Annotated in this window: 21 protein-coding genes and 3 pseudogenes; 13 read left to right on the top strand and 11 right to left on the bottom strand. The window is 66.9% G+C overall.

Translation table 11 applies throughout. The features are described from left to right. Positions 1-651: 651 nt before the first annotated feature. The 4 genes and pseudogenes from JMJ56_RS18950 to JMJ56_RS18940 all read left to right on the top strand — a co-directional run bounded on the left by JMJ56_RS18950 (position 652) and on the right by JMJ56_RS18940 (position 4123). Positions 652-855 (top strand): hypothetical protein, encoded by a 204-nt coding sequence (locus JMJ56_RS18950; RefSeq protein WP_202833336.1) that lies wholly within the window; start codon positions 652-654, stop codon positions 853-855. Positions 856-1164: 309 nt separating this feature from the next. Then, the gene (locus JMJ56_RS18945; protein ID WP_202833335.1) at positions 1165-1554 is read left to right on the top strand and encodes a helix-turn-helix domain-containing protein; all 390 of its coding nucleotides are present in this window, start codon (positions 1165-1167) and stop codon (positions 1552-1554) included. Between the two features lie 48 nt (positions 1555-1602). Next, positions 1603-1994, top strand: a pseudogene (locus JMJ56_RS33975) (transposase); the annotation flags it as partial. Positions 1995-2230: 236 nt separating this feature from the next. Further along, positions 2231-4123 carry a GH39 family glycosyl hydrolase gene (locus tag JMJ56_RS18940; RefSeq protein WP_202833334.1) on the top strand — a complete coding sequence of 631 codons (1893 nt, stop codon included), beginning with the start codon at positions 2231-2233 and terminating at the stop codon, positions 4121-4123. A 709-nt stretch (positions 4124-4832) separates the two neighbouring features. Here the strand turns inward: JMJ56_RS18940 and JMJ56_RS18935 are convergent. The 3 genes from JMJ56_RS18935 to JMJ56_RS33970 form a co-directional block, all read right to left on the bottom strand. Beyond that, positions 4833-5687: a phytanoyl-CoA dioxygenase family protein gene (locus tag JMJ56_RS18935; RefSeq protein WP_202833333.1), complete on the bottom strand. Its 855-nt coding sequence runs from the start codon at positions 5685-5687 to the stop codon at positions 4833-4835. Positions 5688-5753: 66 nt separating this feature from the next. After that, positions 5754-6074: a hypothetical protein gene (locus tag JMJ56_RS18930; RefSeq protein ID WP_202833332.1), complete on the bottom strand. Its 321-nt coding sequence runs from the start codon at positions 6072-6074 to the stop codon at positions 5754-5756. A 40-nt stretch (positions 6075-6114) separates the two neighbouring features. Next, positions 6115-6438, bottom strand: coding sequence for a hypothetical protein (locus tag JMJ56_RS33970; protein ID WP_236037981.1), 324 nt, complete (start codon positions 6436-6438; stop codon positions 6115-6117). On the opposite strand from JMJ56_RS33970, the pseudogene tnpC reads away from it, so the two are divergent. From tnpC to JMJ56_RS18910, 4 genes and pseudogenes are all read left to right on the top strand, one after another. Further along, positions 6352-7408: pseudogene (tnpC, locus tag JMJ56_RS18925) on the top strand (IS66 family transposase); the annotation flags it as partial. The gene JMJ56_RS33970 and the pseudogene tnpC sit on opposite strands and share 87 nt — an antisense overlap. 155 nt (positions 7409-7563) lie before the next feature. After that, positions 7564-8319 carry a DUF3750 domain-containing protein gene (locus tag JMJ56_RS18920; RefSeq protein ID WP_202833331.1) on the top strand — a complete coding sequence of 252 codons (756 nt, stop codon included), beginning with the start codon at positions 7564-7566 and terminating at the stop codon, positions 8317-8319. Positions 8320-9451: 1132 nt separating this feature from the next. Beyond that, on the top strand, positions 9452-10558 hold the full coding sequence (locus JMJ56_RS18915) for a DUF3616 domain-containing protein (protein ID WP_202833330.1): 1107 nt from the start codon (positions 9452-9454) through the stop codon (positions 10556-10558). 123 nt (positions 10559-10681) lie between these two features. After that, on the top strand, positions 10682-10840 hold the full coding sequence (locus JMJ56_RS18910; protein ID WP_202833329.1) for a hypothetical protein: 159 nt from the start codon (positions 10682-10684) through the stop codon (positions 10838-10840). A 66-nt stretch (positions 10841-10906) separates the two neighbouring features. Here JMJ56_RS18910 and paoC read toward each other — a convergent pair whose 3' ends face one another. The 8 genes from paoC to JMJ56_RS18875 all read right to left on the bottom strand — a co-directional run bounded on the left by paoC (position 10907) and on the right by JMJ56_RS18875 (position 18220). After that, positions 10907-13126 carry an aldehyde oxidoreductase molybdenum-binding subunit PaoC gene (gene paoC, locus JMJ56_RS18905; RefSeq protein WP_202833328.1) on the bottom strand — a complete coding sequence of 740 codons (2220 nt, stop codon included), beginning with the start codon at positions 13124-13126 and terminating at the stop codon, positions 10907-10909. A 4-nt stretch (positions 13127-13130) separates the two neighbouring features. Then, positions 13131-14081, bottom strand: coding sequence for an FAD binding domain-containing protein (locus JMJ56_RS18900; RefSeq protein ID WP_202833327.1), 951 nt, complete (start codon positions 14079-14081; stop codon positions 13131-13133). Further along, entirely contained in the window at positions 14078-14731 is a 654-nt protein-coding gene (gene paoA, locus JMJ56_RS18895; RefSeq protein ID WP_328702422.1) for an aldehyde dehydrogenase iron-sulfur subunit PaoA, read from the bottom strand. Before paoA ends, JMJ56_RS18900 begins: the two co-directional genes overlap by 4 nt. A 110-nt stretch (positions 14732-14841) precedes the next feature. Next, on the bottom strand, positions 14842-15048 hold the full coding sequence (locus JMJ56_RS18890; protein ID WP_202833326.1) for a hypothetical protein: 207 nt from the start codon (positions 15046-15048) through the stop codon (positions 14842-14844). Positions 15049-15386: 338 nt separating this feature from the next. Beyond that, the gene (locus JMJ56_RS34915) at positions 15387-15515 is read right to left on the bottom strand and encodes a hypothetical protein (protein WP_268885040.1); all 129 of its coding nucleotides are present in this window, start codon (positions 15513-15515) and stop codon (positions 15387-15389) included. A gap of 145 nt (positions 15516-15660) precedes the next feature. After that, positions 15661-16446: a glucose 1-dehydrogenase gene (locus tag JMJ56_RS18885; RefSeq protein ID WP_236037944.1), complete on the bottom strand. Its 786-nt coding sequence runs from the start codon at positions 16444-16446 to the stop codon at positions 15661-15663. Positions 16447-16485: 39 nt separating this feature from the next. Then, positions 16486-17253: an SDR family oxidoreductase gene (locus JMJ56_RS18880; RefSeq protein ID WP_202833325.1), complete on the bottom strand. Its 768-nt coding sequence runs from the start codon at positions 17251-17253 to the stop codon at positions 16486-16488. 559 nt (positions 17254-17812) lie between these two features. Further along, positions 17813-18220 (bottom strand): (R)-mandelonitrile lyase, encoded by a 408-nt coding sequence (locus tag JMJ56_RS18875; RefSeq protein ID WP_202833324.1) that lies wholly within the window; start codon positions 18218-18220, stop codon positions 17813-17815. 129 nt (positions 18221-18349) lie between these two features. Here JMJ56_RS18875 and JMJ56_RS36215 point away from each other — a divergent pair. From JMJ56_RS36215 to JMJ56_RS18855, 5 genes and pseudogenes are all read left to right on the top strand, one after another. Then, positions 18350-18483: pseudogene (locus JMJ56_RS36215) on the top strand (helix-turn-helix domain-containing protein); the annotation flags it as partial. 6 nt (positions 18484-18489) lie between these two features. Further along, complete coding sequence (locus JMJ56_RS18870; protein ID WP_328702421.1) at positions 18490-19242, top strand: LysR substrate-binding domain-containing protein; 753 nt, start codon at positions 18490-18492, stop codon at positions 19240-19242. 468 nt (positions 19243-19710) lie between these two features. Next, positions 19711-22020, top strand: coding sequence for a molybdopterin guanine dinucleotide-containing S/N-oxide reductase (locus tag JMJ56_RS18865; RefSeq protein ID WP_202833323.1), 2310 nt, complete (start codon positions 19711-19713; stop codon positions 22018-22020). Positions 22021-22559: 539 nt separating this feature from the next. Continuing rightward, positions 22560-23576 (top strand): amino acid ABC transporter substrate-binding protein, encoded by a 1017-nt coding sequence (locus tag JMJ56_RS18860; RefSeq protein ID WP_202833322.1) that lies wholly within the window; start codon positions 22560-22562, stop codon positions 23574-23576. Between the two features lie 350 nt (positions 23577-23926). Beyond that, complete coding sequence (locus tag JMJ56_RS18855; RefSeq protein ID WP_202833321.1) at positions 23927-26053, top strand: PAS domain S-box protein; 2127 nt, start codon at positions 23927-23929, stop codon at positions 26051-26053. Positions 26054-26373: the final 320 nt, after the last annotated feature.

Here is a 26373-nt window from a genome sequence, read left to right as displayed (position 1 = left end):
AGCCGCCAGGTCCGATGGCCACCCCAACCCTACACTCCGGCCAAGGCCGGATTTTCCAACACCTCCGTGGACGTTACCCGGTAGTGCCGTGGCGACCACCAAGCTCATCGCCTTGTTCACGATGACGGCTTCCAGACTCACAAAGCGGAACAAGCCGAGCAGGAGGAGAAGACGGAACTCAGGAAATCACTGGCGGCTTCCCTGACAGGTCCTGACAAACTTTCAGCAGCAAGCGAAAAGCCTTGGACGCTTGCCAGCCCGGCGCGGCAGGGCCCGGGCGAAGTAGGCATCACCCAGGCCAAAGGGTGGCGGAGGCGTCGCCTGCCTCGCTGATCCTTCAGCATGGACTTGCCGATGCGGCACCGATTCGGCCCATAGGTGCTTCCGAGTGACCAGCTGCAATCTGGCAGCGCAAAGGACAGGGTCGCTGTCTCTTTTTAACTTGCTTTGCCCTCATGCTGCGGTGCAGCATAAAAGCAAGTGAGGGGAGGGGACAGGCATAGGAGCTTTGCCATGGCCGCCTTCCTAATGGGTACAGCAGCAATCCTCGTGGTGAGCCTCGTGCTCCGCGTTGCGGTGGATGAACTCGCATTACGGTGGACGAAGGGAGCTCTTGATGCCTCCCGCGGCCTCCAGGGATCCTGACTGATCGTGTCGGATGACGAAACCCGCGTTTCAGCTGCTGCCGCGAATCTTATGGAACGCGGCATGATGAAGGTGTTGGCCCAAGTTCAGAAGGCTGTCGTCAGCGACCACCCTCCTCGAGTTTGCGGCCTCAAAGTCCGATTTTCGCGCGAGGGTGACGCGGATGTCGCATGGGACATCCGCGCGTCGCCGGAGAAGCCTGCACCGTAGGCTCAGGCTTACTCTTCAGCGTCACCCAGGCCGGCGCTGGGCCCGGAATGCCTGCCCAGCCACCAGCCGGTCAGCGCTCCATTCCACGATCACCCAAGCCGTTAGAGTTCATCTAGACGAGTTACTGCTATCCCAGGTTGAAGACAAACCAGGCACCTCGGGGCCTCGACGATAGAGCGCCGGTCGCCCAAACCGGCATCGACATAATGCGGCGTCACATCCACGTAATGAGATTGTTCTCACGAAACAATGCGGCGAACGGCCCCGTAAGATGCGTTAGATCAGCTTCCATCAACTGGGGCGCCATCAATGAGTCATGACGAGCAGCGGGGCGAACCGCAAAGCCAGCGCGCCACTGCGATGGACAAGCATGTCGGTCGGAGGATCCGCGAACAGCGGCTCGCCATGGGGCTGTCTCAGCAGCAGCTGGCCCGCATCATCGGCATAACCTATCAGCAGGCGCACAAGTACGAGCGGGGGCTAAACCGCATTTCCGTCGGCCGCCTGTTCAGCGTGGCGCAGGCACTTGCCACTGAACCCGCGTGGTTTTTTGAAGGCTTGACTGCAGACAGCGCGGTTGAAGAGATACTGCCACGCCAACGCATGCAGATGGAACTGATGCGCAACTTCGCTTCCATCAAAGACGAAAAGCAGCAAGAGGCCCTCAGCAGCATGGCGCGCTCGCTGGCAACCTCATAGCGGAGGTTGATGAGCGATTAGGTGCCGAAGGTCTTGCCATAGCAAACGACCTGCTGGCGCCGGTTGCGGGACCGGCAGGTGACCCGGTGTGTGGAACTGCCTGCACCGGACATTGCTGGAGCGCTTGCAGGCGGCGGAAACCATCGACTGGTCCCGGGCTGCGCTCGACAGTGCAAGCATTGCGGCCAGAAGGGGGTGCGGAGGTCGGACCGAACCCGGCGGATCGCGGCAGGCCGGGCACCAGGCGTCACATTGTCACGGACGCCTGCGGCACGCCGCTTGGCCTGACGCTGAGCGACGCCAACCGCCACGACAGCCGGATGCCGGCGCCCACCCAGGATGCCAGGCCGCGTGTTCGGATCGGCTGCCAAGGCCGACCCCGCCGCAGGCCGTGCAAGCTGCACGCCCACCAGACCTATGATCACCAGCCGGAACGGAGGATCAGACGTAGGTGGCGAGCGGCGTGCCTACTGTCCTGTTGATGCTGGTCCCAGCCACAAGACGCGGCTGTCTCGTCGGTGATGATGTAAAGCTACCCGCAAGGGCCCCGAACCACATGGCACATGCGGGTTTCACTTATCAGCAGCCGCTCCTGCCGGTTGAGCGATCGCCCTTGGTTCTTTCCGCCGCGTGCCGCAGGGCTTAGCCTCGCGCCCTGAACAGGTGGAGGCGCGGCATGACCGAGAAACGCCACGGCGCGTCGCGGCGACGAGGGGTGTTGCGCGGCATCGCCAGCTTGCCCTGTCTCGGTGCCGCCCCGGCCGCGCCGAGGCCTTTGCTCCTGTCAGGCTCGGCCCGACCGGACGGCGTGGAACCGCAGGGGGAGTTCCGGCGGGCCGACTTCGACATGGTCGGCGTCTTCGATATTGACTGGCTGCTCGCTCCTCGCTTCACCCGCATGCTCGATGCCATGGCCGCGTCGCCCGGCGCCTTCGGCGCAGTGCGGGTCTTCGGAGCGTTGAACAGCGGCGTGCGCGAGGACGTCTTCCCCGCCAGCACCGGCACCACTTGGCCTAGCCCGGAGGCGCCGATGGACTTCTCGATGACGCTCGCGGCGCTGGAAGCGCTGGTGTCGCGTGGGCTGACCCCTTTCCTGCCACTAACCTTCTTCCCTGCAGCCGTCTCCGCCTCGCCCGTCATGCCACCGACCGACATTGCCGTGTGGCACCGGCTGGTGAGGGGATTTCTCGATGCCATCATTGCCCACTTCGGCGCTGCGGCGGTCAGTCGATGGTGGTTCGAAGTCTGGAACGAGCCCAACATGCCGCCCTTCTGGGGCGGGAGCTTTGACCGCTACCTCGACCTTTACCGCGAGACCGCGGCGGCAGTGCGAGACGCCGGCCACGCCATCCGCCTGGGTGGGCCCGTGCTCGCCTACCTACCCGGCGAGGGGCCGGCGCTGATGGAGCGCTTCCTCGGCTTCCTGCGCGACACGCCCGACCTGCCCTGCGACTTCCTCTCACTGCACCGCAAGGGTGCCTGGACCACGGAGGAAGGAGCGCCCCGGCTCTCCCGCTTGGTCGAGGCCGCCGAGGCAACGGCGGAGGCGGCACTGCGCCTGATCCCCGAACGTTGTCGCAGAGGCCTGACCATCATCAATGATGAGGCCGACATGCTGGTTGGCTTCGCTAACCCCTATTCGGCGCGGATGGACGCGCAATTCCCGGCTTGGCTCGCCGCCTCGGCCACGATGCATGCGGCGTTGAGCGTGCGCTACGCCAAGCGGGGCCTGCGCTTCATGGCTGCCGCCGACAACGCCAACCAGCATCTGGTGCGGGCGCCTTTCGACGGCAGGCGGGCGCTGATGACGCGAACCTCGGCGGCAGATGACGACCTGATCAAGCTACCGGTCTTCGGCTTCTACGAACTGCTGCGGCTGCTCGGCGACCGACATGGCAGCGTCGCCGATCCGGTTCCGCGCGAAGGCCTCTACCACCTGCTCACCGTCGGTGAGGGCCGCATTGGCGCGCTGCTCGCGCACTATCCGGATGATTCCACGACGGCTCCCATCATGCTCGACTACTTGGTGCGGGACATTCCCTGGCCACGGGTGAACTTGGTGGAGTTCCGCATTGACGACGCGCACGGGAACGCCTTCGCGGCCGCCGGGCGGCATTTGTCGGCCGAGGTGGGGCCCGGCGCTGCGACGCAGCGCCTGCGTGCCGCAGCGGAGCTTGGCGTACAGGCGCCACTGCGCAGCGGGCTGCATGTCGCGGGCGGACGTCTACGGTTGCCGCTGCAGCTTCCGCCCTACGCCACCGCGCTAGTCTGGGTGACGCCCTTTGATCCGCAGCCGCCTGAGGCCCCGCGCTGGCTGGATCTGCGTGCCGAACGTGACAACGCCTTGCTGCGCTGGACCGCGAGCGAGGTGCCGGGCTTCTACGGTTACGAGTTGCGGCGGCTCGGCCGGGACGAAAGAGGTAAGCGCATCGCGCCGTTGCCGCTGCGGGCGGCATGCTGGGTGGATACTGTGCCACCTGCTGGCGAATGGCGCTATGCGGTCCGTGTAGTCACGGCTTCGGGCTTGCGCAGTGCGGCAGCGCTGAGCCCACCACTGCGCATTGGCTGACCTACCCCACCACCGCCCGGGTGACGTCCAGCACCGCATAGGAGGCCGGCAGCTCAAAGCCGCTCCCCCGATACCGCATCCAAGCCTACCTCCGCCGCTAGCGGGCTGTGCGCAGCCCTGGCAATCACGGGGTGTCCGGCATTGAGCTGGGCCCACAGTGCAATGGCCGGATTCGGCGAGCCGACCGTCATTACGGCCTCCCTCCCACTGAGTGATCCTACCTTCGCCGAAGCGGCGGGCCTACCATGGACAACCTGCTTCAAGATCGCTGGAAGTGAACGTGCCATGCGCCGCGGTTGCAGCCAGGCTATCCGCACATGGTGCTGGACGGGCCGCAATGGGACAGGCCCAAGTCGTCGATCATGCATCACCAACGGACGAGGTGCCCAGCATGTCAGACTCGGCGATTCCGCTTGTGCCGCCAAAAAGAGGTAAGAAGCACCGAACGTGGCTCGCTACCCGGTAACCACTTTTTCGAATGCCTCGCCAGAAAGCGGAGGTGCAGCTTTCAGCCAAATCTCGTCATCAAGCAGGAGTGCGCAGCAAACGCCTTTGCGCTAGCCCCTCAGGTTAGAGCGGATGTAAATGTGGTCCCATCCCCTATGATCAATCGAGCCCAAGGTGGGCTGAAGCTTGACCGCCTCGCGCTGCGCGCCGGAGCTATCGCGCGGCGTCGGGACAGCTCGCCGCGCCGATGCCGTGGGCGATGTCACTCAACTCCCATCACAAGGCCCTCGATGTCGTGCTTCTGGACGACGGGGACGAGTTCGTTGGCGACCTGACAGATAAGGTGGTCGCGCACGGACTGCGGTAGGGCGTCGTGGTAGTCCGGCGTCACCATCATGTCATGCAGGGCGGCATGGCCGGCACCGGGGGCGTCGACGCCAAGTACCAGCACAGGGCGGGCGATCGGCGAAGGATGTGCCGTACCGCGGTGGATCGTCACCGCCGAGCGGCAGGAAATGTCGCCCATCCGTGGGTACTTACGCACGCCCTTGTCGGCGAACCGTGGCCAGATCTCCGCGGGCGGGAACATCTCGTGCTTCCACTCGCGCCCGTCCAGCCACTGCGTGCCGGGCGCGACCTCGAAGGGACCCATGTCCGGGGTTACGTCGACCCCAGTAAGGTTGAAAGCAAGCGAGGTGAGGCGGCGTTGGTCGCCCCAGGTTTCGGCGGGCGAAGGGAAGTCACGGTGCCAGGGCTGGTTGCGGGCACCCTGGACGGGGACATCGAAGCCGACCTCGACGATCTCGTACTTAGGGCCGAGCACCGCCTCGCACAGGCCCGTGACCCATGGGTGCGTCACGAGGTCGACGAAGCCATGGAGGTCCTGCGGGTGGATCTCGACATACCAGCGTCGGGGGCCGCGCCCGACGGCACCGCCGGGGCGCTGGATCGCCGCCCAGAACGCGGTCATCATGTCCTCACGCATCCGCTCCGCCCAGTCGCGGGAAAAGGCGCCCTGCAGGCCGGTGATGCCGTCCCGGTAGAGGGTATCGACGTGGCCGGCGATGTCGTGGGTCCGGAGGCTCTCGTCTGCGGTCTGTTGCGACTGGATTGTCATGGCAGGCTCCTGCGGCGAAAATGCGTTGTCCTCGTAGTGGCCTGGATTTGTCGGTGGGCGCCCTGCTCAGACGACGGACGCCGGTTGCCCGGCGGGGGCCGCCTCCTTGGACCAGCGTGCGACAAAGGCGAGGCCGTCCCGGACCCGGGCGAAGTAGATCTCGGCATGGTCTTCGTTACGCAGCGTGATGCTCCAGCGGGTGCCGCCGGTGCCGAGGTGGTCGAAGCACCAGCGGAAGCAGGCGGGCAGGCGATGCGGACGCTCGTGGCGGCCAATGCTGAGGCTGGCAAAGGCAGTATCAGGGATGACGACCCTGGCCGCGAAAACTTCCGAGACAAAATTATCGGGCAGCAGCTCGCCGCCGAACACGCCGGTCTCCACCAACATTCAGCTGTCCTCGCATTTCCGTGAGGTTTGTATACCGCCTTCAGCCGCCGTTCGAGAAGTCGTGAACTTCCGCGCCGAAAATCCACCTCTGGTTGCAATCGTGGCGTTCGGTGTTCAGCCGCCTGGTGGTGGCAGACAACCGGCTTTGGGCGAGCGCCCGGCAGTTTTTCGCTTCCTGCCATGGGCGGAGCGTGATTCGATCTCCGCCGTGATGCCCGAGCCGAGCAGCACTGCCGACGACATTGCCGCCCTCCGCGCCGCTCTCGCCGCCGCGGAGCTGGCGCGGCAGGAGGCGGAGGCGCGGGCCACCGGTGCCGGGGCGATGGTGGCGCACCTCAAGCTGCTCATCGCCAAGCTCCGGCATGACAGGTACGGCGCCTCCTCGGAGCGCAGCCGCAAGCTGATCGACCAGCTCGAGCTGGAGCTCGGCGAGTTGGTTGCCGCTGCCAGCGAGGACGCGATCCGGGCCGAGAACGCTGAGGCCAAGGATAAGGCGCCTGCTGGCACCGGCACGTCATCTCGACGGCGACCGGCACGCGCACCCTTCCGGAGCACCTGCCGCGCGAACGCGTGGTGCTGCCAGCGCCGTCGGCCTGCCCTTGTTGCGGCGGCAAACTCTCCAAGCTCGGCGAGGACGTCGCCGGGGCCTTGGAAGTCGTGCCCCGCCAGTGGCGCGTCATCCAGATCGTGCACGGGCGCTTTGCCTGCCGCTCGTGCGAGACCCTCACCCAGCCACCGGCGCCGTTCCGCCCCATCGCTCGCGGCAGAGCCGGCCTCCACCTCCTGGCCATGATCTTGGAGGCCAAGTTCGGGCAGCACCTGCCGCTCAACCGCCTGAGCGAGACCTACGCCCGCGAGGGCATCGAGCTTGGTGTGTCCAGCCATCGCCGACTGGGTCGGCGCCTGCAACGCCACCCTGGCGCCGCTGGCGGCGCTGATCGACGCCCATGTGCAGACCGCCGGGCGGCTGCACGGCGACGACACCGCGGTGCCGGTGCTGGCCAAAGGTCGGATGATCACCGGCCGCGTCTGGACCTATGTCCGTGACGGCCGGCCCTTTGCCGGGCCGGCGCCACAGCGGCGATGTTCCGCTACCCCCGCGACTGCAGGGGCGAGCACCTGCAGCGGCACCCTGCCAACTACGCGGGCATTCTACAGGCCGACGCCTATGCCGGGTTCAATGAGCTCTATGCCGCCAACCGCAAGCCCAGCCCGATCACCGAGGCCGCTTGCTGGGCGCATGGTCGGCGCAAGCTGTTCAAGCTGGCCGAGGTCGCCGCGCCCCACTCGCCGCCGAGGCGGTGCGCTGGATCGACGCGATCTTTGCCACCGAGGGTCGCATACCCTGTTCACTACTCGCCCACGACCGTTGATTGGTGGTGCACAGGGTGCGGTAAGCCGGATGGTCACGAAATGGTGGTTACCGACTTGAGGTGTCAGCCGGGTGCTGGTTGCAAATGGCTGGGAAAGCCAAATATTTAGTCGGGTCATGATCATCCCCAAGTCTGTGCTCCTGCTTTTCACCCTGCTCTATCTCCTCCCCCTTGGCATCGCCGCCCTTCTCCATCAGCGCACCGGCATTGGTGCTGATTGGTGGAGCGCCGACCGATCCAGCATTGGCAACTTGCCCTCTGCCGCGCACCACCCAACAGCCGTGGTCCGGGTTTTTGCCGCCCCCACTGTCCGCTGGCGCGGCATCTTTGCCGTCCACAGCTGGATCGTCCTCAAACCTGCAGGAGCGGCTTCCTACACGCGGTACGATTACACAGCCTGGGGCGATCCGATCCGTGTCAACGGTTTCGAGGCCGATGGGCGCTGGTTCGGCCGCAACCCAGAGCTGATCTTCGCAGCTGATGGCGAGGCCGCCGAAGCTTTGATCCCCCGCATGCAGACGGCCATCGAGGCATATGCCTGGCGCAATCGCGGCGACTACCGGGTTTGGCCTGGGCCGAACTCCAACACCTTTGTCGCCGCCGTGCTCGATGCCGTGCCGGAGGCCAAGGTTGCCCTGCCGCCCACGGCGATCGGCAAGGACTATCCGTACGATGGCAGCTGGATTCGCCGTACGGCCTCGCACACTGGCCTGAAGCTGACGCTTGGCGGATATGTTGGCCTGACCGTCGGATGGGTTGAGGGGATTGAGGTCAACATCCTTGGTGGCGTAGCCGGGCTCGACATTCGGCGTCCCGCACTGAAGTTGCCGGGACTAGGGCGCCTCGGAACGCCGGCAGCTGGTCCAGCGTGAGGCAAGCCTCTGAGTTTTCGGTGACAAGGCCCAACGCGGTGCGTCGACATAGGTCCCGACGCTCGCCTGCTGCGCCTCCAACTCAAGGCCGCTGTGGTCCTGCTCGGTGGTCGGAACCCGATAAAGCCCGACCGCCAGCCGCGTAGCTTTGTGAAGCGTCGGTCGTATCAACAGGCCATTGCGACGCGATAGACGGTGTAACCGCCTTCAGCGCCCTTCTTGCTCGCCCGACCAGCCGAACGCGCTCGATAGCCTCGACCGCGAAGCCCTGGCGCTTTTTGAGCCCAGCGAAAACCCGCGAACAGTGTGGGCTTGGTATTCGGCGATCTGGGCGACGGTGGTGCCTTCTGGCTAGCGTAGAATGGCTAGCAACTGCTGCTGCTTGTCGCCCTCCCGTAAAGGGAGGGTTCGGACCGGATCGTGCGGCGTCCGGTTGAGTTTGCTGACGAGGGAGGCGCGTAGCACGGCGACCGCGCCGGGCAGGTATGCCACTTGAGCCATCTCGTCGCCCTAAGCGACCAGCACCGCCTCCGCCGCGGCGCGCAGCCCTGTCAGGCTGCCGGCAGTGCCAAAGAGGGCATTAGAAGGGGCAGTGGGCGCTCCCAAGGCCGATTGGGACGGCTCGAGAGGCTTCCGAGCGTGTCGGGCCGTCAAAGGAGGCTTCTGCCTGGGTGCCTGCGTCGGCGGTTCCGTTGACGGCGCCGAGGCCAGCTTCGGTCAGGCAGTAGTGTACGGGACGCCCTTCACCGTCCAGGCAGTGTTGTCGCTTTGCGCCTCAAGCACCGCCGGCTCCAATCAGGTCCTTGACGAGGAGGCTTGCAGATGGCGTTGCGTAGCGCCGGCACGAGCCGGGCCGGCGAATTGATGAGGTACTGCGGATGCTGCGGCACGGCGGCAGGTATCATAGCCTGCGTCGGGGCAAGCGTCGTGGCGCGTTCCTGGCGCAGCACGCCGGCGCGCTGCTGACCGTTCGCTCTGCTTAGCATGTGAGCCAAGCACAAAACTTACGGCAGAGATGCCAGACTGGCGGTCTGGACCTTGCGATCGTGAAACTCAAACTAGCGGCACATAGGAGGGCGAGATAGAATAGAACCCGGCCGCTGTTCTCGTCAGCAGGCAGGAACCACCCGACATGCGAAGCTTCAGTCTCTTCATATTTGTCATGGTACTGGCGGCCAATGTCAATTTGATGTCGCCCTCGGCCCAACCAGCCAAACTTCAACTGTATTCTGGCATGTGCGAGGCATCCGGCGCGGTGGCAGCTCCCAAGGGAAGCTTTGCGGGCTGGTTCATCGTGGCGAATGACGAGGACAACGTTTTGCGCGCCTACAATGCCGAGCGGGCTGGCGCAGCGCCTCGGGCGGTCCTCGATCTGGACGATCATCTCGGCATTCCTCAGCAAGACCGTGGCAAAGGAAGAGGCAAAGCTGACATCGAGGCTGCCACCTGGCTTGGTGACCACATCTATTGGATCGGGTCGCACAGCAGGAACAGTGATGGCCAGCGCCGCCGCAGTCGGCATCAGTTCTTTGCCACGTCGGTGACGACGGGAGAGGCGGGCATCCAGCTGCAGCCGACTGGCCGGGCTGTGAGCCTCCTTGATGAGTTGCGTGACGCACTTGATGCGAGCGGCCTCGGCCTCGGTTGGACGGTGGGCCAGGAGAGCGATGATAAGCAGCTGGCGCCGGAACGTGAGGGACTGAACGTGGAAGGGCTTGCAGCGAGGCCGGACGGGGGGTCGATGTTAATCGGACTGCGTAACCCCCTCGCTGACGGCCGAGCGGTGCTGATCCCGTTCCTTAACCCGCATGAGGCGGTCAACGAAGATGCCAAACCGAAGCTCGGAGGGCCGATGACCTTGGACCTCGGCGGCAGAGGCATCCGGAGCATGGACTACTCTGTGGCCCGGCGCGCCTACGTCATCGTCGCGGGTCCAAGGGCCGACGGAGCTGCGCTCCAGCAGCCTGCATTCGAACTCTACACTTGGTCGGGAGATCCTGTGGCCGCAGCCCAGCGGCTCCCCGGCGTTGCAGAAGCCGTCGCGGACCCCATTACTGTTCGCACAGAGACTCTCGCCGGCAGGAGTAACTTTCATCCGGAGGCAGCAATCCTGAACCGAGACGGGACTGCAGTGTGGCTGCTGAGCGACGACGGCGATCTCCAACTTAATGGGGCCGGCTGCTCAAACCTTGGGGAGAGTCAGCGACAATTCCGAGGCATCATTTTACCGCTGCCGTGAGTGCCACTGCTGCTATTCTGCGGCTTGCCGAAGTGCCGCATTCCGGCGCACGTGAAGCTCGCCTCTTTCACCTGCTTTGATGAGTTCGACCTTACAACCTAGACCAGCAACACGGTCCGGCTGATGGGACGTAAGATCCCGTCCTTCGCCATCTTCGACCTCAGCGTGGCCACGCTCTCGGTGCAGGTAACGAAGCGTCGACCGCCGCGCGCCGGGCAAGCCCGGTTTGCCGATGCCGCCCATGGGCGCGCCGCTCCCGGCGACGCCGGCGTCCAGGAGTGACATCTGGTTCTGCGATGGGATGGGTAGCCAGGGAGGGGCAACATGCACCCCTCCTTGCTGCATGCGTCACGCCACCTCCGGCAGCCGATCGAGCAGCTTGTCGAGCGTGATCGGATAGTCCCGTACGCGCACGCCGGTGGCATTGTGGATCGCGTTGGCCACCGCCGCGCCGACGCCGCAAATACCGAGCTCGCCCACACCCTTGGCCTTCATCGGCGAGGAGATCGGGTCCACCTCGTCAAGAAAGACCACATCCTGATGCGGGATGTCGGCATGCACGGGTACCTCGTAGCCCGCCAGGTCGTGATTGACGAAGAAGCCATGGCGCTTGTCCACCGCCAGCTCCTCCATCAGCGCGGCACCCACGCCCATGGTCATGGCGCCGATCACCTGGCTGCGGGCCGACTTGGGATTGAGGATGCGCCCGGCTGCGCAGACCGCCAGCATCCGCCGCACCCGTGTCTCGCCGGTTGCAGCGTCCACGCCCACTTCCACGAAATGCCCGGCGAAAGTAGATTGCTGGTAGCGCTTGGCAAGGTCGCCATATTCGATCCGGTCCTCTGCCACCAGTCCGTCCACGCCCGCCGCCTGGCCGAGCGGCGCGACCCGATTGCCAGCACGGACCTCGCCGTCCACGAACGACGCCTCAGCCGAGTTGACGCCAAGACGTTGCGCCACCGCCTCGCGCAGCTTCATGCAGGCGGCATAGACGCCGGCGGTGGAGCTGTTCCCACCCCACTGCCCGCCCGAACCGGCGGAGACTGGAAAACTGGAGTCGCCCAGCCGCACCGCTACCTTTTCGAGCGGCACGCCCATCATCTCCGCGGCGGTCTGGGCGATGATGGTGTAGCTGCCGGTGCCAATGTCGGTCATGTCGGTTTCGACCGTCACCCCCCCGCCGCCATCCAACCGCACCCGGGCGCCCGATGCCATCACCAGGTTGTTGCGGAAGCCCGCCGCGACGCCCATACCGACCAGCCAGCGGCCCTCCCGGTGTCCGCCCGGTTTGGCTGCCCGCCGGTTCCAGCCAAACCGCTCGGCGCCTTCGCGCAGGCAGCGGACCAGCTGGCGCTGGGAGAAGCGGCGCCCCGGATGCTCCGGGTCCTCCTGAGTGTCGTTGAGGATGCGGAACTCGACCGGGTCCATCTCCAGCCGCTCCGCCATCTCGTCCATCGCCACCTCGAGCGTCATCAGGCCCGGCGCTTCGCCCGGCGCTCGCATGGCATTGCCCTCCGGCAGGTCGAGCACCGCGAGCCGCATCGCGGTCAGCCGGTTCGCCCCGGCATAAAGAAGCTTGGTCTGCGAGACCGCCGTCTCCGGTTGCCCGTCCGGCAGGTCGCCCGAGAGGCTCTCATGCGCGATGGCGGTGATGCGGCCGTCGCGCCCAGCGCCGATGCGGATGCGCTGGATGGTGGCAGGGCGGTGGGTCGTGTTGTTCGCCATCAGCGGCCGGGCCAGGGCCAGCTTTACCGGCCGGCCCGCGGTCCGGGCGCCCAGCGCCGCCAGCACGGCATCGGCGCGCAGGAACAACTTGCCGCCGAAGCCGCCGCCGACAAAGGGGCTGTCCAGCCGCACCTTCTCCGCCGGGATGCCGAGCGTCTTGGCGAGGTCGCGTCGGCCCCAGGCGACCATCTGGTTGGAAGTCCAGACGGTGAGGCGGTCCCCCTCCCAGGCGGCGATGGTGGCGTGCGGCTCCATCATCGCGTGGCTCTCGTCCGGCGTGGTGTAGGTAGCGTCCAGCGTCACTGGCGCCTGGGCGAAGGCGGCCTCGAAGTCGCCGATGCGCTCCTCATGCGCCGCGCCGCTGCCCTCGCCGCTGTCGGCTGAAGTCAGCTTGGCGTTCGGGGCCTCGGCGGCCAGGTCGAAGCGGCCGGGTTCGCGCACATATCTCACCTGGATCATCGCCGCGGCGTCGCGCGCCTGCTCGAAAGTCTCCGCCACCACCACGGCAATCGCCTGGTGGTAGTGCTGGATGTCGGCGCCGCCGAAGAGGAAGGCGGTGTTCATCTGCCCTTTCTCCAGCCTGGGCATGTCCAGGGTGGTGAGGACGGCCAGCACACCCGGCGCAGCCTTCGCCACGGCCGTGTCCATGGCGGCGATGCGGCCCTTGCCGATGCCGGCGCCGAGCACGTGGCCATAGGCTTGGTCGGGCGCCACGTCGTGGCGCTCATAGGCGTATGGGGCCATGCCGGTGGTCTTCAGCGGCCCGTCAATGCGGTCGACAGGTTTACCGACCACCTTGAGCTGGTCGATCGGGTTCGTCGTGGCAGGAGTGTCGAACTTCATGATCTCAGCCCTTCGCCTCGGCCAGCACGGAGGCCAGTGTCCGTTGTGCCAGGGTTACCTTGAACGCATTGTCGTGGGTGGGCCGTGCGCCATCGAGGATGGCCGCCATGGTCGGCTTGGCGCCGCGCGGCAGATCCGCCTCGGCTGCCTCCACGCGCCAGGGCCGGTGCGCCACACCGCCCAGTGCCACCCGCCCTGTGCCGTCCCGCTGCACCACCGCCGCGATCGAGACCAGGGCGAAGGCGTAGGAGGCGCGGTCGCGCACTTTGCGGTAGAAATGCTGCCCGCCGAGCGGTGGCGGCAAGGTCACGGCCGTGATGAACTCGCCCGGCTCCAGTGCCGTCTCGATATGCGGCGTCTCGCCGGGCAGGCGGTGAAACCCGGCGATCGGGATGTGGCGTGCAACGCCATCGGCCTTCACCGTCTCCACTGTGGCGTCCAACGCGCGCATGGCCACGGCCATATCGCTGGGGTGGGTGGCGATGCAGGCCTCGCTGGCACCGATGACCGCCAACTGACGGGTGATGCCGCCGATCGCCGAGCAGCCGCTGCCGGGCTGGCGTTTGTTGCAGGGCTGCGCAGTGTCGTAGAAGTACGGGCAGCGCGTGCGCTGCAGCAGATTGCCTGCGGTGGTCGCCTTGTTCCGCAACTGCCCCGTGGCACCGGCCAGCAAGGCGCGGGCCAGCACGCCGTAGTCGCGCCGCACGCGCTCATCTGCCGCAAGATCGGTGTTGCGCACGAGCGCGCCGATACGTAGTCCGCCCTCGGACGTTGCCTCGATCCCGTCGAGACCCAGACCGTTCACGTCGATCAGGTGTGGCGGCACCTCGATCTGCAGCTTCATGAGATCGAGCAGGTTGGTACCGCCGGCGATGAACCTGGCGGCCGGCTGGCGGGCGGCGCTGGCTGCCGCCTCGGCGGGGCTGAGGGCCCGCTCGTAGGTGAACGGCTTCATGCCTGCCTCCCGGCAACCTCTGTGATCGCGTCGACGATGTTCGAGTAGGCGCCGCAGCGGCAGATGTTGCCGCTCATGCGCTCGCGGATTTCCTCGGGCGTGAGACGTGGCGCTGCGGTCAGGTCGGCGGTTGCATGGCTCGGCATTCCGGCCTTGATCTCCTCCAGCATCGCCACCGAGGCGCAGATCTGACCTGGCGTGCAGTAGCCACACTGGTAGCCGTCATGCTTGACGAAGGCGGCCTGCATCGGATGCAGGTTGCCGGGCTGGCCCAGCCCCTCGATGGTGGTGACCTCGTCGCCCTCATGCATCACGGCCAATGTCAGGCAGGAATAGATCCGCCTCCCGTCCACCATTACGGTGCAGGCACCGCACTGGCCGTGATCGCAGCCCTTCTTGCTGCCGGTCAGCTGCAGGTGCTCACGCAATGCGTCGAGTAAGGTCGTGCGAGTATCCACTGCGAGGTCGCGCACCTCGCCGTTCACGCGGAAGGAAACCTTCGATATCGCTGATGCTCCCGGATTGCTGGTTGCGCTTGTTGCGGGGGCAGGTTGGGCATCTGCGCTTCCCGGCGTCGTTGCCGACGTGGCGGCTGCCGCACCGGCTACCAGGGCACGCCGGGATATCGAGAGATGGTCAGAGGCTCTCACGGGGTTCGATCCTTCATTGCTTGTACAGGGCGCGCGAGGCTGCCGGTCGCCATGCTGTGACCACCGCGCATCATCGGCCGGTGCCACCGGGTTTTCCTTGCGGAAGCGATTTACTGATGCGAGTAGAGCCGCATGCCATGGGTGAACGCACGGGCCCGGAAGATGGTGGCGCCCTGTCCGCCCGTCGCGTCGTTCGTCACGATGTGGAGTTCATGGGTGCCAAGCTGGATGGCTAGGTTGGTGGATTGCAGGTTGTGGCCTTCCTCTCGCCCCGGCAGCAGCACCTGGCCGATGGGAGTGCCGTTCCTGTTGAACATCAAAGCCCGGCCCTGCCCGTACATCGCCACTGCCGTCCGGACCGAGCGCGACGCCGTTCGCCATTGCGAGGCGTGGCAGCACAGGCGTGGCCGCCCCGGAAATCAGTGAAGTAGAGTCCGCCCCGGGCGTCGAACACCAAGTCGTTCGGCATGTGGCCTGCCTTCGGTAGGACCACCGTCTGCATTTCCAAGCCGTCCGGTTGCACCGCCAGGACCGAACCAATGCCCTCTGGCGAGGTCCATGGCAGCGACGAAGACGCGTCCGTCCTTATAGACCGCGAGGCCGCCGGGGGCGAGCCCGTCCCAGGCTGGCCAGGTGGAAAGCCGCTTGTCCGGCGTCAAGCGGAGTACGCGCCGGCAGTCACGTCGCAAAAGAGCAGGTCGGCTTCGCGGTCGAAAGCCGGCCCTTCCAGCACCAGCCCCTCGTCGGACACCTTGAACCAGGGCTTCGCCACCACGGCCTGCAAGGCGCGCTCCGACGGCAAGACCGAGACGGGCCCGCGTGTCCGCGCGTCGTAGGCAAGCGCAGGGACCGTCCCGCCGCCCTGCCGCGCGTGCGCGACCGGGACGACGCAAGCGCAGAGGAGCGCCGCTCTCAGGCGCCGGGCGCAATCAAGGCACCGTCATCCCGCCATCCACGGTGAAGGCTTGGCCGACGACGTAGCTCGCCCCTGGACTGCACAGCCACAGCACGGCCGCCGCAATCTCCTCGGGCCGATTGGCGCGGCCGATGGGCACGTTCTTTGCGATGCTGGCATAGGCCTGCTCGTCCCCGGCGACGGCCTCGCGGACGACCTGCGTATCGATCAGACCGGGATTCACCGCGTTCACGCGGATACCCTGCCTGACGTATTCCAGCGCAGCCGTCCGTGTCAGGCCGATCACGCCGTGCTTGGAGGCGATGTAGGAGCCGATGCCGGGATTGCCGGTTAAGGCACCAACCGAAGCATTGTTGACGATCGCGCCGCTGTCCTGGCGCTGCATGTGCCGGAGCTCGTGCCTCATGCAACTCCAAACGCCGCGCAGGTTGACGCCGGTCACGCGGTCCCAGTCCTCCCGGCTGCTGTCGGCGGTCGGGGCGATATGGGCCATGACGCCCGCGTTGTTGAACGTGGCGTCGAGCCGGCCAAATTCGGTAACGGTGCGGTCCACCATCCTCGCCCCCGCGGCATCGTCACTCACGTCGCAGATGACGGCGATGGCGGTGTGACCGGCGGCGACCAAGTCCTGCGCGGCCGCGCTCACTGCCTCCGCCTTGAGGTCGGCGAGGACGACAGCGGCGCCCGCTTCGGCAAAGGCCTGGGCGGCTGCCAACCCCATGCCGGAGCTGGCGCCGGTGACGAGAGCGACCTGCCCCCGAAAGTCGTAGCTCGGATTCATCGTGATGTGCCAATCCATGCAGTGGATGTCATGCCGCGGGCCGGAGAACCGCCCCCGCTAGACGGTCTGCCCGCCGTCAACGACCATGGCGTGCCCGACCGTGAAGGCAACTGCGTCCGAACACAGCCACAGAACGGCAGCTGCGATTTCCTCGGGCCTGCCCATCCGCCCGATCGGTTCCTGCGCGATAACCCGCGCGCGCCCCTCCGGCGTGCCGCCGCTGAAGCGGCCCATCATCGGGGTCTCGATGATCCCGGGGCACACGGCGTTGATACGGATGTTCGACGCCACGTAGTCCAGCGCCGCCGCCTTGGTGAGGCCGATGACGCCGAACTTCGCGGCGCAATACGCTGCCTGGCCTGCGGAGCCTTTGACACCGGCGCCCGAGGACGTGTTCACGATCGCGCCGTCCCCGTGCTTCAGCATCAGGGGGATCTCATACTTCATGCACAGGAAGACACCCCGTAGGTCGACGCCCATGATCCGGTCCCAAGCTTCTTCCGTGAGATCGGCCGCCGGCCCTGGGGGCTGTTCGATGCCGGCATTGTTGAAGGCGACATCGAGCCGGCCATAAGCCTCGACCGTTTTCTCCAGCGCGGCCTTTACGTCCTCGGCCTGCGTCACGTCGCAACGGATCGCCAATGCCCGTCCACCGGCCGCTTCGATCATGCGACCGGTTTCCTGGTTGGCCTGTTCCGACGCATCGACGGCCGCCACCGCAGCGCCCTCGCGTGCGAAGGCCAGCGCCGTGGCGCGGCCGATGCCGTTTGCGGCACCAGTCACGAAGGCCACCCTGCCGTGCAGTGATGTGTTGCGCTCAACCATAGTACCCATCCCTATTACTCGGCTCGTGCCCGCTGCCTCGGTGAAGGGCAGACTGTTACCCTGTCTGGCCCATGACTTGTCCGTCGCATGCCCGCCGGAAGCGTCACTCGATCTCGCGCCTTGACCGCCTGATGCTCACTGGACGCGTTCCACGCGGACGGTGATCGGACCCGGTCGATCGAGGAGCGAGACATCACCGCTGACGTGGCCGAGCACGATGATGCCGGGTGGTGGTACGCGTCCGCTCCGGTAGCAGACGACGAAGTCGTCCGCACCCCTGAGACCCGGCGCCCCCCGGCCGCGAAGTCCTGTTGCCGGTCGGCAGCCAGCAAGGGCTCGGGCAGCCGCCCGGTCTTTTCCTGGCGCAATTGGTCGCGCATCGGGGACGACATCGTCACGGTCGGACGATGTGCAAACGCGCTCACCCGCCATGGCAGGTGCCGCCGAGGCAATGGCAGCCACGACGGCAACGCCGGTCATCGACTTGAGCATAAGGTGGTTTCCAGGCGCAGGCGCGTTGCCCATGCCGATTGACCAAGGCGGTGTGAAACCGATCGTGTTATTCAACCGGGCCGGCGAGGTACTGCTCGTCGGTGACATGCTCCATCCAATCCACGGGCGAGCCGTTGAGCTTTTCCTGGATTGCGATATGGCTCATCGCCGTGGTTGCGGTGGCACCGTGCCAGTGCCGTTCGCCAGGCGGAAACCACACGACGTCGCCAGGACGGATTGCCTCGACTGGCCCGCCTTCGCGCTGCACCCAGCCGCAGCCTGCGGTAACGATCAGCGTCTGGCCGAGCGGGTGGGTGTGCCAAGCTGTGCGCGCGCCCGGCTCGAAGGTGACCAGCGCGCCGGCGACCCGGGCAGGATCGGACGGACTGAACAGCGGGTCGATGCGGACCGTGCCGGTGAACCAGTCCGTTGGACCTTTGCCGGATGGCTGCGAGCCGGCGCGGGTGATCTCCATCCCTCTCTCCTTCAAATCTCGGACGCCCGGGCCGTCTTGGTGGCCCATGCGACTGACTGGGAAGGTGGGGGCTGCGCCATTCAGGATTAGGCGCTAAAACCGGCAAAGCCCTATAAGCGGGACTACTGAATGGCGCGGACTGACCTCAAGGGCCTCGCGGCCTTCCTGGCCGTGGCACAGGCGCGCAGCTTCACCCGAGCCGCCGCCCAGCTCGGGGTCTCGCAATCGGCATTGGCCAGACGCTGCGTGGGCTCGAGGCCCGGCTCGGGGTGCGGCTGCTGACCCGGACCACCCGCAGCGTTGCTCCCACCGAAGCCGGCGAACGCCTGCTCCTGACCGTGGCGCCGGCGCTGGACCAGATCGAGGCGGGGCTGACGACCCTCGGCGACCTCCGCGAGAAGCCGGCCGGGACGATCAGGATTACCACGGGGGAGCACGCTGCGGAGACGATTATCTGGCCAGTGCTGAAGCGGCTGCTGCCAGGCTATCCCGACATTCATGTGGAGATCACGGCCGACTACACGCTGACCGACATCGTCGCCGGGCGCTACGACGCCGGCGTGCGGTTCGGCGAACAGGTAGCGAAGGACATGATCTCCGTCCCCATTGGACCCGAGGTCCGCTTCGTCGTGGTGGGCGCGCCGGACTACCTTGCGCAGCGGCCTGCGCCGACGACGCCGCAAGAGTTGCTCGGGCACCGCTGCATCAATCTCCGCTTGCCGACCCATGGGGGGCTTTACGCCTGGGAATTCGAGAAGGATGGACGCGAGCTACGGGTGCGGGTGGAAGGCCCGCTGGTCTTCAACAGCATCTTTCCCGTGGTCGAGGCTGCGTTGGCCGGCTTCGGGCTGGCCTATGTGGCAGAAGATCTGGCGCGACCGCACCTCGCCGCGGGACGGCTCAGCCAGGTGCTCGGGGATTGGAGCCCACCCTTTCCGGGCTATCATCTTTATTATCCCAGCCGCCGACAGCCTTCGCCGGCCTTTGCCCTGCTGGTGGACGCGCTGCGCCATAGACGGTGACGCCACGGGAAGCGATGCGCCATCTGCGAGGAAGGGAATGTCGCTTCATACATGGGCTTGAACGACCCAAAGCGCTCAGGGAATTTCGCTCTCCAGGCCCTACTGCCGCTCCAGCCGGTTTCCCGGAAGTCAAGCAATGCGGCTCCAGCAGCAACACCACCCGGATACCGAGACGTCCGGTATGCGGGCCATGGCGGCAAAGGAATGCCTGGCTTGGCGCACTCGTCGAGCCTGTGGATCGACCGGGTGCCGGCTCGGCTTCGCGGAGGATATGTCGCATCGGGCCGACCGGCCTTGGCCTGCCGTGCCCGACGGCCGGCGCCGGAGCCATGGTGGCCTCCTCCCGTCGTATGGCGTTGGGTTCACGATGGCGGTGTCATGGTCGGGTGGAACACGTATAACCGGACCGGAGGCGCGCTGCGGCGACCGGCCGGCGCACCCACCCCGAATCGTCCGGAGGGAATCAGCATGAGCGCCGAGGTTGCAGCGACGACCGAATTTCGTCCTCACAGCTCGCATTGGGGCGTCTTCACGGCGGCGATGCGCGATGGCGAACTTCTGGTCCGCCCACATCCGGGCGATCCGGACCCGAACGACATCATCCAGAACTTCCCCTCCGCGCTCCGGCACCCTGCGCGCATCGCGCAACCCATGGTACGCCGCGGCTGGCTCGAGCGTGGCCCAGGCCCGGATCGCCGCCGCGGCCGGGACGAGTTCGTCCCGATGGCCTGGGATGCGGTGCTGGACCTGCTGGGCGGGGAGCTTCAGCGCATCCGGGACAGCCATGGGCCGGCCGGGGTCTTCGGCGGCTCCTACGGCTGGTCGAGCGCCGGGCGCTTCCATCATGCGCAAAGCCAGATCCATCGCTTCCTGAACTGTGCGTTCGGCGGATACGTCGCTTCGGTCAACAGCTACAGCTCCGGCGCCGCTTCGGTGATCGTCCCGTACATCCTGGGAACCTACGAGGAACTCACGAAGCACAACGTGACCTGGGACCAAGTCGCTGCGCATAGCGACGTGGTGCTGGCCTTCGGCGGCATGGCTCTGAAGAATGCCATGGTCGCCGGCGGCGGAATCAGCGAGCATGTCGAACGCGGCGCTATGCAGGCGGCCCGTGGGCGCGGCTGCGACTTCATCCTCGTCGGGCCGCTGCGCAGCGACCTGCCTGAGGAAGCCGGCGCCGAGTGGGTCGCCAATATTCCCGGCACCGACACTGCCCTGATGCTTGCGCTCGTGCACACCCTGGTTGCAGAGGGACTGCACGATCAGGCGTTCCTTGACCGTTACACCGTCGGCTGGCCGGTCTTCGAGCGCTATCTCCTCGGTGAGGCCGATGGCCAGCCGAAGGACGCCGATTGGGCAGCACCCATCACCGGCGTGTCGGCGGATGCGATCCGCAGCCTGGCGCGCCGGCTGCACGGCCGGCGCGTGCTGGTGACGGTGGCCCATGCGTTGCAGCGGGCGGAGCATGGCGAGCAGCCCGTCTGGATGGGCGCCGTGCTGGCCGCCGCCTTGGGGCAGATCGGCCTGCCGGGCGGTGGCTACGGCTATGCGCTGGGCGCCATCGGCTATTACGGCCGCCGCGCCAACGCGGTGCCCGGCCCAACGCTGCCCCAGGGGCGCAACCGGCACGGGGACTTCATCCCGGTGGCGCGCATCGCCGACATGCTGCTGAACCCCGGCGCGGCCTATCGCTACAAGGGCCAGACGCGGACCTATCCCGATGTCCGGCTGGTCTACTGGGCGGGGGGTAACCCCTTCCACCACCATCAGGACCTCAACCGGCTTCGGGAAGCCTTCGCGCGCCTCGACACGCTGGTGGTGCATGAACTGGCTTGGACTGCCACGGCGCGCCACGCGGATATCGTCCTGCCCGCGACGATGACCCTGGAGCGGGAGGATATCGGCTACAGCTCGCATGATCCCCTAATGGTGGCCATGCATCGGATTGCGGACCCCTATGGCGAGGCTCGGGACGACTACGACATCTTCGCCGCCCTCAGCCGGCGTCTCGGTGCGGAGGACGCCTTCACCGAAGGCCGCAGCAGCCGCGATTGGCTGTGCCACCTTTATGCGCGCACGCAGCAGGCGCTGCGGGAAGCAGGCCTGCCGGCGCCGGACTTCGACGCCTTCTGGGCCGCCGGAGGCCTGCGCCTGCCGCAGGCGCCGGACGATGGTGGCCCCTGGCGCGCCTTCCGCGAGGACCCGGAGGCCAATCCGGTGCCAACACCCAGCGGCCGGATCGAGATCTTTTCCGAGACGATCGCCGCCTATGGCGAGGCGAGCTGTCCCGGCCACCCCGCCTGGCTTCCGCCCGAGGAGGTGCCCGGCGCCGCTACGCCGCTTCATCTTGTCGCCAACCAGCCCGCAACGCGGCTGCACAGCCAGCTCGATTTCGGCGCGCATAGCGTTGCGGCCAAGCACCGCGGCCGGGAGGTTGCCTCCTTGCATCCGGTGGACGCGGCGGCGCGCGGAATCGCGGATGGCGACATCATCCGCCTGTTCAACGGCCGCGGCGCCTGCCTGGCCGCGGTGCGCCTGACCACGGATATCCGCCCCGGCGTCGTACAGCTGGCCACCGGCGCCTGGTACGATCCCGAAAATCCGGAAGATGACCGGCCGCTCTGCGTGCACGGCAACCCGAACGTGCTGACGCGGGATGCCGGGACTTCGGCCCTCGCCCAGGGCTGCACGGGGCAGCTGACGGTGGTGGAGATGGAGCGTTTCAACGGCAACCTGCCGCCCATCCGCGCCTTCGAACCGCCGATGGCTGGATGAGTTTACCAAGGCATCGCGGCAGGGCCGCGATGCCGCTTCGAGCACTCCGGCCGCTCCCCGCGTGACTTTGGTGCGGCGTAGGCAGAGCGCTGGCTGGCTGTCAGGAAACCGAGGTGGCCACCGCCAAGGGCTTGGCGGCTACCAGCCGATCGGCCTGATGCTGACGTCCGGCGGCATCGTCGATGCGATCGAGTGTGGCTCCAGCTTTCCGGCACAGGCATGTCTGTATCGGCCATGCCGCGGCCTGTGCCGCTGCGCTCGAGCTGCGACTGAGCCGTGAGGATGGGCTGCCGGCCAGGGCTGTCGCCATCGGCGAGCGCGTTGGCAAACACCTCGCTATCGGCGGCATCCGCAGCCTCACCTGCTGCCCGGCCGGGGCACGGTGGATGGGCAGCGCGACGACCCCGTGCTACTGGCGCCGCCCTGCATCATCACGCCGGAACGGACCGACCCGAGCGTAGAGCGGCCCGGCGAGGCGTGGAATGCCGCCATCAAAGGCTTGCCGCGTGGAAGCCACAAACCTGGAGAACCACTCAGTGATGAAGCATTTGCTCCTGGCCACCGCCTTCCTGGCTGGCGCGCATGGCCTCGCCCCGGCCGCCGAGGCTGCGACGCTCGACACGGTGAAGCAGCGTGGCATCCTCTCCTGCGGCGTTTCGACCGGTTTTGCCGGCTTCTCGGCGCCGGACAGCCAGGGCAGTTACCGCGGCCTGGATGTCGATTACTGCCGTGCCATCGCCGCCGCCGTGCTCGGCGACGCGGCCAAGGTGCGCTTCGTGCCGCTGACGGCCCAGAACCGCTTCACCGCCCTGCAGTCGGGCGAGGTCGACGTGCTGCTGCGCAACTCTACCCAAACCTTCCTGCGCGACGCCTCGATCGGCCTGCATATCGGGCCGGTGAATTTCTACGATGGCCAAGGCTTTGCCGTACGGCGCGACGCCGGCGTCGCCAAGGTCGCCGATCTCAATGGCGCGACGGTCTGCGTCGCCCAGGGTACGACGCATGAGGTGACGCTCGGCGACACGGCGCGGGCACGCAACATCCGCTTCCAGCCGGTGGTCTTCGAGCGACCGGACACGATGTACACGGCTTTCTTCGCCGGCCGCTGCGATGCGATGACGCAAGATGCCTCGGCGCTCGCCGCCGCCGTCAGTGTCGCGCCCAACCCGGCCGACTACATGGTGGTGTCGGAAACCATCTCGAAGGAGCCGCTCGGGCCCTTCACCCGCAACGGCGACGACCAGTGGTCCAACATCGTGGCCTGGGTACATTACGGCTTGGTCGAGGCCGAGGAACAGGGCGTGACCGCGGCCAATGCCGATGAGCAGGCCAAGGGGCCGAACCCGGTGGCGCAGCGGCTACTCGGTACCAGCGGCGAGTTCGGCTCACGCCTGGGGCTCGATAATCGCTGGATGCTGAACGCAATCCGAGCGGTCGGCAATTACGGCGAGATCTTCGAGCGCAATGTTGGCGCCCAAAGCCCGCTCAAGCTGCAGCGCGGCCTGAACGGGCTGTGGAGCGGCGGCGGGCTGATGTACGCCATCCCCTATCGCTGAAATGCCCGATCCCACTGGGTGCCGAACAGCTCCAGTGGATGGCCAACACCTTCCGTCCCGCTGCATTCTCAAGGAAGCCGCTACCGTCATGGTGGCGGCGGTGGTGAGGGCCGAAAACCTGGTAGGGCGACTGAGGAGTTGTTGCAGGTACGGGTGTTGCCTCGGCCGTCGCTTTGCGATGCATGATGCTCGCAAAGCAGGCCGGATGACTCGCCTTGCCAGGACGGCTGCTGCCAAAGGCGGCAGGATTGATCCCTGCCGTCCGATTTGGCAGGAGCATAGGGAAGCCTTATCGGCTACATCCTGATGCTGATTGGCCAGGGGCACGCAGTCCCCAATGCGGGGACTCCATGAGCGATTCACTGGCTGGAACAGCGGCCGCATTGCATCGGTGTCGTCCCAGGCCGAGCGGGCGACGAAGGCTTCCGGGCCTGCGTGCCTACCTTCTTGGATTGGTGCTTGCGGTACTGGTGCCAGCCTTGGGCGTGGCTGGGGCGGCAGCCTGGAACCTTGCAAGCAGCTATCGCCATGCGTTCGAAGCCCGGCTGCAGGATACCGCGCAGGCCCTGGCCCTGTACCTCGATAGCGAGCTCCGGGTTCAGCTTGCAGCCGTGTCCGCCCTGGCCTCCTCTCCGCTCCTGGAGCTGGACGATCTGAGCGCCTTCGGTGATTGGGCCGGCAAGGTGAGCGGTTCGGTCGGCGGCTGGGTCGTCGTCAACGACGCCGCCCCGGGTCACCGCCAGCTCCTGAACACGGCCCTGCCTGCAGGAGCACCGCTGCCCCCGCCGTCGCGGCCGGGGGAGGGGGCCTGGGACGTCATCCGCCGCGCGGTCGAAACGCGGCAGCCTGTCGTGTCTGACTTCTTTGTCGGCCGGGGGACGGGCAGGCCACTCGTCGCCGTAGCCGCGCCTGCCTCGCGGCAAGGTCAGGTCAGCCGTGTGGTGGTGCTGGCGATGGATCCTGGCCGGCTTTCTCAGCAACTCCGGACCATGCGCTCCTCCGGCGGCGCCTTCGTCTCGGTCGCCGACGGCCAGGGCCGCATCGTAGCGCGTTCGCGCGACCATGAACGTTTCCTCGGTGTCGTACCGCCCAGCCGGAGCGTTCCCGAGGTCGAGCGCGAGAGAGGTCTGTTCCGCAGTCAATCCGTCTACGGCGAGGACGCCTTGTATGCCGCCCGACGGCTCCATGCAGCGCCTGGCTGGACCGTGGCGGTGGCCGAACCCTACGCCAGCTACCGGGCAAGCTGGCTGGTGCCGCTGGCTGTCTTGGTGGGTGGCGGCGTCGTTGCGTTGGCGCTCGGGCTGGCCATCGCCGCCAGGCTGGCGCGTCAGGTGCTGCGTCCGGTCGAGGCTCTCGTCCAGCGCGCCGAAAGCGTCGCGGAGGCTGGTTCCGGCAGGATGCAGCCGTCCCTGATGACGACCGGGGCCGGCGTTGCCGAGTTCGAGACGCTGCGGGCGGCGAGCGAGCGGGCCGAGGAGTCCCTGGCGGCCCGCGAAGCCGAATTCCGCGCCATCTTCGAGACCGCTGCGGCGGGTGTTGCCGAGATCGATGCCCAAACCCGCCGTTACCTGCGGGTTAACCGACGCTTCTGCGAGATCTCCGGACGGTCGGAGACCGAGTTGGTCGAAGGACTCAGCCCGGAGGACGTCATTCATGTCGAGGACAGGAACCGCATCCCGTCAACCATTTCATTGGAGCACGGCGAGACGGCCGAGGGAGAACTTCGGCTGGTGCGCAGCGACGGGACGGTGGTCTGGCTGCGGGTGAGTGCCGGTGTTTCCGTCCGTGACGCCGAAGGACGGCCGCTGCGCGTTGTCAGCGTCGTGCAGGACGTCACGGGGCGGCGGCAGGCCGAGGAGGCGAGGACGCTGCTGGCACGGGAGGTCGACCACCGCGCCAAGAACGTGCTCGCCGTGGTCCAAGCGGCGCTGCGGCTCACCCCCAAGCACGACGCGGCGGCCTATGCCCGCGCCGTCGAGGGTCGGGTCTCGGCCTTGGCGCGGGCCCATACCTTGCTGGCCGACGCGCAGTGGGTGGGCGCGGACCTGCACAGCCTGGCCGAGGCGGAGCTCAAGGCGTTTCTTTCTGCTCGGGATGGCGAACCGGGTAATGCCCCGATCGCATCCCTGAAGGGCCCCCCAGTCCTCCTGTCACCCGCAGCCACTCAGCCATTCTCGGTGGTGTTGCATGAGTTGGCCACCAACGCCACCAAGCACGGAGCGCTGTCCTTGCCGGGTGGCCAGGTCAAGCTTGCCTGGAGGATCGACGAAGCCGCCGGCCAGATGCGGCTCTGCTGGATGGAGCGCGGTGGCCCACCGGTTCCGGGGCCGCCGGAGCGCCAAGGGTTCGGGTCGCGTTTCGTGGAGGCGACAGTGCTGGATCAACTGGGCGGGGCGATACGGAGGTCGTGGGACCCCGCAGGGCTGGTCTGTGAGATCGAGGTGCCGGTGAGCCGGGCCCTGGCTGGCGCAAGCTGATCGCCAACGCCGCCGCACCCCCCTGGCGTATCAGGTGTGCCGGCACCGAAGCCTCAGCCACGAACTCACCCGGCGCTTCCACAGAAGGCCTTGATTCCTAGACATGCGCCGGTCTGGAGGATGCTGCAAGGGATCACCGGCCGGTGCCGAGATGGGCGGGGAACCGTGCCGCCTGCGTCCTGCCACAACCCGGCGAGAGCATGGCGGCTGGTCTCCACAGCGCGCCGCAGGGCAATCGCCGCAGGGCGCGTAACCCTAAACGCTGGTGTGCCCTGCTGGCATCAAGCAGGAACTTCTTCCTCGGCATGTCACCGATTCCG

It is taken from the genome of Belnapia arida, assembly GCF_016773205.1.
GTDB lineage: Bacteria > Pseudomonadota > Alphaproteobacteria > Acetobacterales > Acetobacteraceae > Belnapia > Belnapia arida.
Note: the sequence above shows the minus strand (reverse complement) of the source record. Positions and strands in the feature narration are given on the sequence as shown.